At 46.0% G+C, this 12,152-nt stretch carries 10 protein-coding genes; 6 read left to right on the plus strand and 4 right to left on the minus strand.

The genetic code is table 11. The features are described 5' to 3' along the window. Positions 1–356: 356 nt before the first annotated feature. Positions 357–1,565, plus strand: a complete 1,209-nt coding sequence (locus tag ACZ2XM_RS06845; RefSeq protein WP_490587653.1) for a D-Ala-D-Ala carboxypeptidase family metallohydrolase — start codon at positions 357–359, stop codon at positions 1,563–1,565. A 325-nt stretch (positions 1,566–1,890) separates the two neighbouring features. After that, complete coding sequence (locus ACZ2XM_RS06850; RefSeq protein ID WP_490587654.1) at positions 1,891–2,517, plus strand: hypothetical protein; 627 nt, start codon at positions 1,891–1,893, stop codon at positions 2,515–2,517. 81 nt (positions 2,518–2,598) lie between these two features. Here the strand turns inward: ACZ2XM_RS06850 and ACZ2XM_RS06855 are convergent, their stop codons facing one another. From ACZ2XM_RS06855 to ACZ2XM_RS06865, 3 genes are all read right to left on the minus strand, one after another. Then, positions 2,599–4,335, minus strand: a complete 1,737-nt coding sequence (locus ACZ2XM_RS06855; protein WP_490587655.1) for a M16 family metallopeptidase — start codon at positions 4,333–4,335, stop codon at positions 2,599–2,601. Between the two features lie 113 nt (positions 4,336–4,448). Then, a complete protein-coding gene (locus tag ACZ2XM_RS06860; protein ID WP_490587861.1) occupies positions 4,449–5,864 on the minus strand; it encodes a M16 family metallopeptidase in 1,416 nt (471 codons plus the stop codon). 307 nt (positions 5,865–6,171) lie between these two features. Then, positions 6,172–6,357, minus strand: coding sequence for a hypothetical protein (locus ACZ2XM_RS06865; RefSeq protein ID WP_490587656.1), 186 nt, complete (start codon positions 6,355–6,357; stop codon positions 6,172–6,174). A 543-nt stretch (positions 6,358–6,900) separates the two neighbouring features. Here ACZ2XM_RS06865 and ftsY point away from each other — a divergent pair. From ftsY to ACZ2XM_RS06880, 3 genes are all read left to right on the plus strand, one after another. Beyond that, positions 6,901–8,208 carry a signal recognition particle-docking protein FtsY gene (gene ftsY, locus ACZ2XM_RS06870; RefSeq protein WP_490587657.1) on the plus strand — a complete coding sequence of 436 codons (1,308 nt, stop codon included), beginning with the start codon at positions 6,901–6,903 and terminating at the stop codon, positions 8,206–8,208. A 76-nt stretch (positions 8,209–8,284) separates the two neighbouring features. Continuing rightward, on the plus strand, positions 8,285–8,851 hold the full coding sequence (locus ACZ2XM_RS06875) for a methylated-DNA--[protein]-cysteine S-methyltransferase (protein WP_490587658.1): 567 nt from the start codon (positions 8,285–8,287) through the stop codon (positions 8,849–8,851). 337 nt (positions 8,852–9,188) lie between these two features. Next, a complete protein-coding gene (locus ACZ2XM_RS06880) occupies positions 9,189–10,004 on the plus strand; it encodes a hypothetical protein (protein WP_490587659.1) in 816 nt (271 codons plus the stop codon). Here the strand turns inward: ACZ2XM_RS06880 and ACZ2XM_RS06885 are convergent. Next, positions 9,973–10,731: a YebC/PmpR family DNA-binding transcriptional regulator gene (locus ACZ2XM_RS06885; protein WP_490587660.1), complete on the minus strand. Its 759-nt coding sequence runs from the start codon at positions 10,729–10,731 to the stop codon at positions 9,973–9,975. The two genes, ACZ2XM_RS06880 and ACZ2XM_RS06885, sit on opposite strands and share 32 nt — an antisense overlap. Before the next feature lie 564 nt (positions 10,732–11,295). On the opposite strand from ACZ2XM_RS06885, the gene ACZ2XM_RS06890 reads away from it, so the two are divergent. Continuing rightward, positions 11,296–12,126, plus strand: coding sequence for an ion transporter (locus tag ACZ2XM_RS06890; RefSeq protein WP_490587661.1), 831 nt, complete (start codon positions 11,296–11,298; stop codon positions 12,124–12,126). Positions 12,127–12,152 lie beyond the last annotated feature (26 nt).

Raw genomic sequence — 12,152 nt, forward strand, 5'->3', positions numbered from 1 at the left:
AGGGTCTGCGAAGTGATGCGCTATATGAGAGTAAAGAGTATTTAAAACTAAAGGGGTTTAAAACTAAAGGTATTTGCAACCAAGCCAGTATAGTGGGGCAGGCGCCGCTTAAATCCAACTAGAAAACCTGAACGCTACGGGTAATAAGCTTGCTAGCATAAATGAACCAGCGTGGTATAACTCTATAATAGGTAAGTTGCTTATAAATTATAGGCAAGTTACTTAGAACACTTAGTAGCGACTATTTTACAGAAGTTCTGTCACGATAGTTACACAATGCAGGGTCAATAGTTTAGCTTGCGAATCAATTTTTTGATAGTATCGACAAGATGTTTTTGCTGCGATGATAAATTGTTATGAGTCTAAAATTAGGCACTCTGAGCCGTCATATTTATAAAATGCCGTGGGCGGCTTGGTCTGGCGCGCAGAACGAGCATAAGCGTTCAATAGAGCAGGCCAAGAGAGCAGCGATGACGCTAACAATACCGCATGAGCCTAATCTCACCAGTAGCCGCTTTGATAATAGTCATTCCGCTAATAGCCATGCTACTAATGACGCTACACAAAAACGTAGCTTGGGTCATAAGCTCAGTTGGTTGGCTGCGGTCAGTGTTGGGCTATCGGGGTTGAGCCTGCCCGCCGCTGCTGAAGTGATAACGGACAGTAGTGAGCGACAAATTCGTGCGATTGCCACTGCAGCGCCTGCAAGCAACACCATCACTTATAAACAGGTTAACAAAACCCCAGTAAGTACCTCGTCTACCCGTTACGGCACCGCTGCTAATAAGGCGGGCAGTGATGATTTATCGGGCAATGTCTCTAACTATGTGTTTGGTGCTCAGAAAGTCTCAGGCGATAGTATGCAGGGGCTAATTCAGCAAAAACAACAACAGTATGGGCAAGTACAAAATTCGCAGCTTTCTATACAAGAGAATAGCCGGATACGGGCACAAGGCAGCAATAATACGCGTTATATCAATGACGAAGACTATAGTATAGGCATCGACGTTAGTGGCATGGATTTTGAGTGGTGGTTAAACGCTAATTCCTATCGTGCTCAGCAAGTGGCGGAGTATAAGCGTTACCTAAGTCAGCAAGTGGGCGCGAGCAACGTGCCGCCAATGGACCAATTATTAACGACTGCACGCAGTTGGGAGACTTGTGGTTATGAGCCTTACCAATTACCGCCGCAGTATCTTTGGCAAAATATGGTACCGACTCTAAAGCTGTATGCCACGCTAAAGCAACAAGGTCTACTGCCCGCTACTACCGAAATTCGTTCTGTCTATCGCAGTCCTGATCTCAATCAGTGTGCGGGTGGTGCCAATGCCAGTAAGCATATGAGTGCGGGTGCGATAGATATTTGGATACCAGAATATCAGAATACGCCTTGGCTTAGGAGCGGTGTCCAAGACAGTCTCTGCGACTTTTGGCTCTATCAAGGCGTGGCCTACGACTTTGGTCTAGGGCTATATGCGACCGGTGCTATTCATTTAGATACTCAAGGTTATCGTAAATGGGGCAGTAATCACTCTAGCAGCAGCTCTCCGTGTCGCTATGGCTAGCAAGTCTGACTAAGGTAGGGGTAGGGTTATAGTTGGCGCTACTGAAAAAATAATGGTTTCACTGCTAATTGCTTGCTCTGCTTACCCGAATGATTTAAAAGACGATGGCTGTTAGCTATGGTCTTTTTTTATGGGCTATGCTGCGGTTTGGAAAGTAGCTATACAGCCTCAGCAGACAGCATTTAGACCCGTCGATTGATAAAAATTTATTACATTTATCAGAAATTATCATTAAAAATGCTAAGCATTATGTTGAGGAAGCAGGTAAGATGACCTCTTTTAGACTTCGTCAGATATAATAATATTGAGACCGATCGTATCAAACATGAGCTTATTTCATAAAATACTTACTAAGCATTTAGTCGTTAATAAGCTAGGATTGGGCGCTATAGCCTTGAGTCTAAGCAGCGTAGTGCTGATAGGTTGTGCGCCAAACGAGCCAGCGACTGTGCAAAGACAAGAGACGCAAAATAAGGCCGCTATGGATTCAGCCACCAAAGGGACGGCAGAAACCAAGGTAACGAGTGCTGCGGTGGCAGAAGCGAAATTGCGAATTGCCGAGAGTCACGGAAAATCGACAGAAGCAGAGACGGCAGCCTTAGAGGAAAGCTTAAGAAACTCTTATGCTCGTCTGGCAGCAAAGCATAACGATGTTTGCCCTAAATTGCTGCAAAAAGAGGTGGATTCTAGTGAGATAGTACGCAGCAATGATGTCATGTTTGACAAACATTGTGACTATTTTATTTATCCGCAGCCAGGCCAACATATTTTAGTGACCAGTAACAATGCGTTATTAGAAGCCTTACTGATTTCGCCGGAAATGTACAGCTTTAAGAACGGCGATTATATTGCTAAGAGCTCGCGTAAGCACGTGATTCGTATCACTTATAATGGGATTGCTCATCAGCCAAAACCCGTGAGCTATGATGTCGTGGTCACCATAGAAGATTAGTCATAACAGTGACGGTCAGCTGATATAAAAAAACCGGTCTATCTTGGTAGGATAGGCCGGTTTTTTGTTGTCCAATATTAACTACTTAATACTTTTAATGGTTCTTTTTTCTACGATATTATTTTCAGTAGCTGCTTGCTCAGTATTGGCTTGTGGAATCTCTGCTTTTGGAGCATTTGTTGTTGGAGCATTGCCTTCGTCTACGGTAGTAGCCACTGCTGCTGCGGTATCCTCTGGAGTCGCTGGTTTTTGCTCATCTACCGTTTTAGCTTGGTCGCCTACCGTTACGATCAAGAATTTCTTCGGATCAATTTTCTGACGTAAGGCCGTATTTACACCTTCTAAATCAACCTTATCGACTCTGGTTAAATAGTCAGTTAAATAGCTGTCAGGCAATTGATAAAAATTCATCATGCCCATTAAGCCATTAATTCCGGCATTACTGGCAAAACTCATGGGAAAGCTATTTTTTATGCTGTCTTTAGTGAGCGCCATTTCTTCATTACTAATACCTTCGCTCAAAGTAGTGTTAATAGTGGCTAAAGTGGCGTCAATAGCAGCTTCCGCTTTGTCATTACGGGTAGAAAAGCTAATTTGATAAGGTCCACGAGTCTGCATAGGGCTCATGCCACCGGAGATGCCATAGGTATAACCTAAGTTTTTGCGGACTTCCGTCATTAAACGCGCATTAAAATCGCCACCTGCCAACACGTCATTACCCACCGCAAAGTTAGTGCGACTCTGCAGCTCGCTCACGTTTTGTGCATGTTTATCACCCAGTTGCCCCATGATGATGGTCGTTTGTGTGCTATCAAAAGGGATGTGAATACGCTTACTGGTCGTCAGTTCTTTAGGCTCTGGAAGTTTGGGCGCAGCGCTGCCTTTTGGCAAGACCCCGGTTAGGCTATCTGCTAGCGCTTTTGCTTCCGCTAAGCTCAAATCGCCTGTGATCGCTAAAGTAGCATTATTGGCTACCAAGTAACGGTCTTTAAATTGCTGTAAATCGCTTTGCGTTAAGCTAGGGGCAGTCTCTAGGGTCCCGCTAGAAGGATGGGCGTAAGGGTGATTGCCAAATAAGTTTTCACTAAAAGCGATACTGGCAATGCTACCGGGGTCTTGCTGCTGCTGTTGTAAACCGACCAACAGACGGGCTTTATTACGAGCTAATGTGGCTTCATCGAAGCTAGGGTTAGCTAGCATCTGCTCGACCAAGGTTAAGGCAGGAGCTAAATGCGCCTCGTCAGACAAACTGCGCAGCGAGACAATAAACATATCTTTGTAAGCGCTGCTACTAAGCTCGATACCTAAAGTTTCTACCGCTCGGGTAAACTCATCTTCATTCAGATCTTTGGTACCTTGCTCAAGCATGGTCGCCGTCATACTGGCAATACCGTAACCATCCGCACGGATACCGGCATCTCTGGCACTGCCGGCATTAAACCGTAAATCTATATCCACAATAGGCAGCGTAGGGGTAGAGACAAAAGCTACGGGCACGCCGGAAGCCGTTTTAAACTTTTGAATATCGGGTAAAGTTAGCGTTAATTCGCTAGTATTAGCTAAGCTGCTGAGTTTAGGCAAAGGTTTTGCAGCCTCTTCTGCCGATATTTCGCTACCGCCGCGTTGCTCTTCTGCTACCGCCTGCGCGCTAAGCGGTACTGTGGCTGCTGTGCCGATGAGTAATGAGATCAGCGCTGCGGAGACACGACGTGGCTGCCCGAGTTTACGGATGGCTGTTAAAGCAACAGGGTCGGTTAAAGTCGTGTTATCCGTTAAATTAATGTTATCCGATTGATTGTTAGTAAGTTTATTCATCATAAGATTTTTATCTAAAATTTTTTTATAGTTAGCAAGGGTAGGGCGCATGAGCGTCTCTCGATAAGTAGCAATTTATCATTAGTCATTAGCATTAATACGGAGGCTATGACTCATTATTTAGGCTCGACATACATCACTGACAAATTGTCTTTTACCAGATAAGTCTTAGCAGCCTGTTGAATATCGGCAATGCTGATGCCCTCCAACTCGGCTGGCAAGCGTGCCAATAAGGTATCGTCTAGACCAATAGATTGTAAAGAGCCAATCATTTGCGCTTGCCCCTCCATACTGTCTTGGGCATAGATAAGCCCGGTCATGGTATTGGTCTTAGCGCGGGCAATCTCATCGGTATCGATAGGCTCGACTTTTAACTTGTCGATTTCTGCCAGAATAGCGGCTTGCGCTTGCGCTAAGGTCACCCCATCTCTTGGCGTGGCCTGAATTAAGAAGAGTCCATCACCACGATCTAATAGACTATAAGAAGTACCCACGGAGGCCAGCAAGCCTTGCTCACGCACTAAGCGACTCTCAAGACGGGCAGATAAGCCACCATCTAAAACATCTTGGGCTAAGGACAGCGCAAAAGTATCTTTGCTGGCGACTGGCGGTTGTGCGGACTCTTTCTGTTTGGCCGACCACAGGCTTGGCACGTTATAGCCCATTAATAAGGTAGGCACTTTGACGGCTTGCTTGGTCGTAGTCTCTTGATAGCCGCGGAATCCGGTCTGGCGCACACTTGGCCGCGCGGGCAAAGGCCGCTCTTTTAACCCACCAAAGTATCGTTTCACTTGGGCGAGCGCTGCTGCGGGCTTGACGTCACCTACGATGACTAAAGTGGCATTGTTAGGGGCGTACCACTGCTCATACCAGGCTTTAAGCTCGGGTAAGGTAATCGACTCGAGCTCAGCCATGGGGCCAATAACGGACTCTCCCTTAGGGCTGTCGGGTAGCGCCAATAAGCGAAACTCTTCATAAGCTTTGGCCAGAGGATTGTCATCGGTACGCTGGCGGCGCTCTTCCATGACGACTTGATGCTCTTTGGCAAAAGTGCCCGCATCAAACTTAAGGTTGGTCATACGATCAGCTTCTAACTCGAGCGCTAGTCCCAAGCGATTGGCAGGGAACAGTTCGTAATACCCTGTGTAATCGTAACTGGTAAAGGCATTATTGACCCCACCATATTTAGAGATTAAACGCTCAAAGTCGGTGCTCGAGACTTTCGCCGTGCCCTTAAACATAAGATGCTCGAGCAGATGCGAAATACCGCCTTTATTCACCGGTTCATCGCTAGAGCCTACCTTGTACCATAGCTGCGTCATTACCACGGGCGCACGGTGGTCTTCTTTAATCACTACCTTTAAGCCATTATCCAACTGGTATTCATGACGGCCTGATAAATCCATAGTTAGCGCATTAGCTTGCTCATTGCCGCTGGTAGTAGGAATAGTTGCTTCAGCTTTATCAGTCACCGCCACCGAAGTAGGAGCCGTAGTGCTGGTTGCTGGTGATGATAGAGACTGGCAACCCATTAGCAGAACGCTGCTAATACTCATAGTGAGCACCATCTTGATAGCGGGTTTAAAAATAGGCTGGCGGGCGAGCGTAAGCGCTGAGCGTGGGGTAGCAATAAGGTCGATAAAGGGCAGCATGGGACTCTCTTATTATTGGATTGAGTGCTGTAAATATAATGGATTAAGATAGGTGGCAAAAGAGGCCACTTATTTATTACTAGCTTGCTTCACTGGCAGTTGTTGTTAAAAAGCCGTGGTTAAAAAGTCAGTAGTGACCGTTATTATTAACAGCCATTATTAAAAGCCGCTATTAAAAAACGGGCTATTAAAGACTGGTATGCACGCCCATAATGACCGTAGCAGTAGGTTTAACGGTTGGGGTAGTGCTGCAACCCGTCGCTATCGTACCCGCCACCAACAGAGTAGCTAGGGTCATAACCGCTTGCGGTAGCTTTGATTTGGCAGCATTAACAGAGGGAGAAGCTACCGTGATAGCTGATACTTTAGACATGGTAAATCCTTACAAGTAATAAAAAAGAGCGTAGGCTAATAAAACGTGAACTAATAAAATAGGTAGGATAGAAAAGTTTTTGCCTATATTCGCATAAAATATTTGTATATGAAGAGCTGCCCTATAAAAAGGTAGCCATTATGCTAATTTATACCCTACCATCCTGAACAGACTGTAGCTAAGTTATACGCTAGGGTATACGTGGTCTAGGTGCTATTTTTGTGATGAATTCTTAAGCAACTCTCACAAGGTTAGGGTTCGCTATCAGAGTAAGTAGCGGCTCTCTAATCTATCACAGTTACCGCATGATGGCTGCAGGACTATAAAGAGTCTTATAAAACCTAAAAGGGCTTATAAATACTAAGATAACCAATGTTAATCATGCTATCAGACTGACAAAGGCAAATATGACTTGAGAGGAAATATGCTAAACTATAGGGCCAGCAGCGGCAGGACGTTAAGCTAAATACAGCCCACAAGGGTGTGCGTTGCCTCGATATTTTCATCTAACTTTTTTGTTTAACTTTATGATAGGCCAGGTGTATGAATAACCAAAATAATCCAACCCGAGTAGTCATTGATCTTGATGGAAGTCTGGATGAGTTAGAGGACGATGATATTACGCTGCCAAGTATGCCGGTGCAGTCGGTTGCGATTGTAGAGGAGGCTCCCCGTACTCCTGTAGCCAGCGCTGATCTTGCTAGTCCTACTGAGGACAGTGATATTGATATCGTGCCAAACCTGCCACCGCAAATTACCGTTATTGATGAGACTAAGGCAGACGCTAACCCAACGCCAGCTCCTGCACCAAAAACACCAGAGCCGGTCAGTAGCGCAGTAGCCAATCAAACCGCTACCGACAGTTTTAGCCAAGCCAATATTAGCGCAAACAAGTCTGCGCAACCTCAAGACGCTGAACCTAAAAAAGGCAGCTGGTTTAACCGCATGAAGTCGGGGCTAAGCAAGTCGCGGAAAAACTTAGCCGAAGGTATGGTCAACATCCTTATCGGTGGTAAAGAAATCGATGACGAGCTGTTAGAAGAAGTTGAAGACCAATTGCTGGTGGCCGATATTGGGGTCAATGCGACCAACCGTATTATCAAGAGTTTGACTGAGCAGACGGCGCGTGGCGATTTGATTTATTCACATTCGCTATATAAAGCCTTGCAGCAAGAGCTGGTGGATATCTTAGAGCCCAAAGTCGCCCCGTTAGTGATTGATACGACGAAAAAGCCTTTTGTTATTCTTATGGTCGGTGTCAACGGCGTGGGTAAAACCACCACGATTGGTAAATTGGCCAAGCGCCTACAAGGTGAGGGCAAGTCGGTCATGTTAGCGGCAGGTGATACGTTCCGTGCAGCAGCGACTGAGCAGTTACAAGTTTGGGGCGAGCGTAATAATATTCCGGTCATCGCCCAAGGTCATGGCGCCGACAGTGCTTCGGTAGTGTTTGATGCTATGCAAGCGGCAAAGGCTAGAGGTATTGATGTGCTTATCGCCGATACTGCAGGTCGCTTGCAGAATAAAACGCATCTGATGGCAGAGTTAGAAAAAGTCGTCCGCGTTATGCGCAAGGCCGATCCCGAAGCGCCGCATGAAGGGATGATTGTCCTAGATGCCGGTACCGGTCAGAATGCTATTAACCAAGTAGAAATCTTTAACCAAGCCGTACCGCTAACCGGTATTACTGTGACCAAGCTAGATGGTACAGCAAAAGGCGGCGTGGTCTTCAACATTGCTGAGACCACCAATGTGCCGATTCGTTATATTGGGGTGGGTGAGTCTATCGATGACTTACGTGCCTTTAGTCCTAAGCAGTTCGTCGCAGCCTTATTTGAGACTGATGAGTAGGTTGCTACTAAAACAACGACTATAAGGACTACGTGAAGCGCGGCAGTGTTGCTAATTAAAACCCTAGGAGATGACCATGATAATGACAGCGGCAAGCATACCCAACTTTGAGTTACTGCTGGCCAGTCATTATGTGGACGGCCAGCCGAAGCTGGTATTTTTAGATTGGCTCACTGCAGATAATGCCCATACCGCCGAGCAGGACAGTAAATCACTGGGTAAATTGAAAAAACACTATCGCCTTACGGATGACGATACAACCTTTGTTCAGCAAAATAGCCTAAGTAAGGAAAACGATTTACAGGATTTACTGCTCACCGCTATACGACAGCTCAAAGATTATGCGGCGGGTAACTTAGCTACTTTTGAGCTGCCGTTGGATATTTCCATGGGCACGGCCTTTCAGCAGCGGGTTTGGCGAGCCCTGCAGGCTATTCCTTATGGCCAAACCATCAGCTATGCGCAATTAGCAGCCAATATTGGTCAACCGACCGCTTTTCGAGCCGTCGCCAATGCCAATGGCAAAAACCCCTTTTCTATTATAATTCCTTGTCATCGAGTGATTGCCAGTGATGGTGGCTTAGGCGGCTATACTGGTGGTCTTGATAAAAAACGCTATCTGCTTAGTATAGAGGCGTCATAACCCTTGTATGGCGCTAATCAGGCTGCTGCATCTCCCTGTCTTATTAAACCCTAACCTTGTTAATAACTAGCCTTGCTAATAGCCTTATGCAAAACAGCTAACCACTGTCATAAAACCGTCTTAATCGTTGACCCGCTTATTTGCTATAGTAGAGAGTAGAGATAAATAGTGATAAAAGCGATTAACAGGGCATACGCTAATAAAAGGGGGTGAGGATGGTCAGGGCTAGCCGACAATATAGCCGACGACACAGTTTGCGCAGCAGCGGTTATTGGCAAAATAAAACTTATAATACCCGCAATATTGAGACGGAGCTGACCGCTAGCGCCCCGATATTATGAAAGCGGGCAGTAGGTTAGATGATACTCAGTCGCTTGTAGCTGCTCAGCCAACGACTTTAGATACCGCCCCATCTCATCAGCCCGCCCCTGTAAAGCAAACACCCTTAAAACCATCACAAAATACTGCGCCAGTAGTGTCTACGCTGCTCAATAGCTATGCCAGTAGCAGTCGCCAAAACCAAAGTAAACGGCAACGCGAATGGGTATATCTCAGTCATTACCTTATGATTAGCGGTCTGAATCCGTTGCACATCATCTCAGGGAAGGATGATGGCCGCGAGCCTGACTTTACCTTGATTTTTTATCGGCAGTGCCGCTTATATTATGTTGGTATAGAGCTGACCACCTTGCCAAGGTTATGGGATCAGATGGGGGAGACGGCATTGATTGCAAAACGCTGGTATTGGCAGGGTTTACAAGCAATAGCCAGGCAGCGACAACAGCAGGCGAGCTATCTGAACTTTCAGATGCCGGTTAAGACGCTTTATATGGCTACAGAGGGCTCTAACAAGCGCCCACGTCAGCTGCCACGCTTGCAGATTACGCAAATGGATATTGAGGCGGCCATGCAAAAAAAAGCTCACAAGGTATCGGCTTATCATAAACGCCGACCCCTTGATGAGCTTTGGTTGTTGATACACACGGACAAATATCAGTGCCAGCAGCAGTATCAACCGAACTATATATTAACTGAGCCCGCGGCCGCCACTCAGTTAAGTCACAATAGCAACTTTGACCAAGTGCATATCACCCGCTATCCCAGCCATAAGCTGATAGAAGTTATTCCGCGCCTTCCTCGAGCTGCGCCATGACTTCTTCCGTAAAGTTGACGTTATTATAGACTTCTTGCACATCGTCTAAGTCCTCTAACATCTCAAGCATTTTCATAACTTTCTGCGCGTCATCAATATTGTCTATGACTGCAGTAGTAGCCGGAGACATAGTCACTTCAGCGTTGTCAGAGGCTAGGCCTGCTGCACTCAAGGCATCTTGGACCGCCCCAAAGTTTTCTGGCTCGGTGATGACCATTAAGCTCTCACCATCATTTTCGATATCTAGAGCACCGGCTTCTAGCGCCACCATCATCAGCTCATCTTCTAAGCTCACATCATCATAGCTAATCTCGCCGCGTTTGCTAAACAGATAGCTGACCGACCCTGAGGTGCCCAAATTACCATCATACTTGGTAAAGGCGTGGCGCACTTCGCTCACCGTACGGTTGACGTTATCGGTCATGGTCTCTACCAGCACCGCGACGCCACCGATACCATACCCTTCGTAAGTAATCTCTTCGACGTTATCATTCTCACCGCCGCCTGCACCACGCTCTATCGCGCGTTTGACCGTATCTTTGGTCATGTTGGCCGACAAGGCTTTTTCGACAGCGGCGCGCAAACGAGGGTTTTTTTCAGGGTCCGGATCCCCTTGCTTGGCTGCAGACACAATCTCACGGATTAAACGGGTGAAAATCTTGCCCTTGGCCGCATCTTGTCTGGCTTTACGATGCTTAATATTTGCCCATTTAGAATGACCTGCCATGTTCTTTCCTTATTCTCGTTAGTTCAGTTGGCTATGGTTGAGTGCCAGTTATAAAGTGACGGATAGCCGCTAGCGCTAATAGCTATAAGTCACTGTGATAGCGTCTTATATGACCTTACAGCTGCTCTATATATACAGATAACTATACGTTATCTTAGGCTGTAGCTGATCCTAATACGGCTTTATAAGACCAGCACTGTTTTAGCGAGCCTTTATAAAGATATAAGATTACGCCTGAGTTGATATATTATGTATGTTGCCTATTGGGGATATTTGCTACACTGTCACCTGCGTGTGCCCAGAGCAGTCGCTCTAGCAATAACAGAGTGCGCTATAGCAAAATATTGCCATGACAGCCCCGCTATTATAAACCACTTATTTTGTCGCTGTTTAAAATTCATAACCACGCGGCACTAAAAGGTTTGGTCAAGACTGTTGGCTAAATAGGGTAGGGCTAGACTATACGGCAATGCGATTCTTATTGGTTGCTAGCTATAGTGATAACTTTTTTCTGTCATCGTGACTTGTATGCGGTGACTTGTCTTTGACTCATATGATACCTTTATGAAACGACCCACCTCAGAAGCCATCACGCACTTTCGTAACCGCATTCATATTATCATCGAGGGCACAGACACTCGGTTAGGTAAGCTGTTTGATATTGTCCTATTAATAGCTATCGTGGTCAGTGTCGCGGTAGTGATGTTGGACAGTGTGCTCTATATGCGCTTGCAGTATGGCACTATATTTTTTTATGCCGAATGGTTTTTTACCATTCTCTTTACCATGGAGTATCTATTAAGACTGTTTTCGGCGCCCAACCGCTTTCGTTATGTCTTTAGCTTTTTTGGGGTAGTGGATTTATTGTCCGTATTGCCCAGCTACTTAAGTTTATTCTTTGGCGGTATCCAATACCTAATCGTCGTGCGTGTCTTACGTATCCTGCGCATATTTAGAGTATTAAAATTAAAGTCCTATATGCAGCAGGCAGGATTTTTAGCATCGGCGCTGCGCACCAGTCAGCATAAAATTACGGTATTCTTTTTATCGCTAGTGCTGTTGGTAACGATTTTCGGCTCGGTCATTTATGTGGTGGAAGGCGCGGAAAACGGCTTTACCAGTATCCCTATTTCTATCTATTGGGCGGTAGTCACGATGACTACGGTGGGCTACGGTGATATGTCACCAAAGACTCCGCTAGGTCAGGCTATTGCAACCATGGTCATGATCACGGGTTACTCGATTATTGCGGTACCGACGGGCATCTTTACCTCAGAGCTGACCAAAAGTATGCGACCCCAGCTGCATCCTATCACTTGCCCTAACTGTGGTAAATTTGGCCATGCTAATGGGGCCGAGTTCTGTGATCGATGTGGCCATGATTTGCATGTTTAATAAAAACGCATGTCTGTTATAGGCAT

Source organism: Psychrobacter sp. CoH-33_TS_01 (assembly GCF_058189395.1).

What these genes read in the sequence shown, in the direction of transcription:
- ACZ2XM_RS06885 (WP_490587660.1), bottom strand. Translation starts at nt 10,731, where the DNA reads ATGGCAGGTCATTCTAAATGGGCAAATATTAAGCATCGTAAAGCCAGA.
- ACZ2XM_RS06855 (WP_490587655.1), bottom strand. Translation starts at nt 4,335, where the DNA reads ATGATGAATAAACTTACTAACAATCAATCGGATAACATTAATTTAACG.
- ACZ2XM_RS06890 (WP_490587661.1), top strand. Translation starts at nt 11,296, where the DNA reads ATGAAACGACCCACCTCAGAAGCCATCACGCACTTTCGTAACCGCATT.
- ACZ2XM_RS06880 (WP_490587659.1), top strand. Translation starts at nt 9,189, where the DNA reads ATGAAAGCGGGCAGTAGGTTAGATGATACTCAGTCGCTTGTAGCTGCT.
- ACZ2XM_RS06845 (WP_490587653.1), top strand. Translation starts at nt 357, where the DNA reads ATGAGTCTAAAATTAGGCACTCTGAGCCGTCATATTTATAAAATGCCG.
- ACZ2XM_RS06875 (WP_490587658.1), top strand. Translation starts at nt 8,285, where the DNA reads ATGATAATGACAGCGGCAAGCATACCCAACTTTGAGTTACTGCTGGCC.
- ACZ2XM_RS06850 (WP_490587654.1), top strand. Translation starts at nt 1,891, where the DNA reads ATGAGCTTATTTCATAAAATACTTACTAAGCATTTAGTCGTTAATAAG.
- ACZ2XM_RS06860 (WP_490587861.1), bottom strand. Translation starts at nt 5,864, where the DNA reads ATGGGTTGCCAGTCTCTATCATCACCAGCAACCAGCACTACGGCTCCT.
- ftsY (WP_490587657.1), top strand. Translation starts at nt 6,901, where the DNA reads ATGAATAACCAAAATAATCCAACCCGAGTAGTCATTGATCTTGATGGA.
- ACZ2XM_RS06865 (WP_490587656.1), bottom strand. Translation starts at nt 6,357, where the DNA reads ATGTCTAAAGTATCAGCTATCACGGTAGCTTCTCCCTCTGTTAATGCT.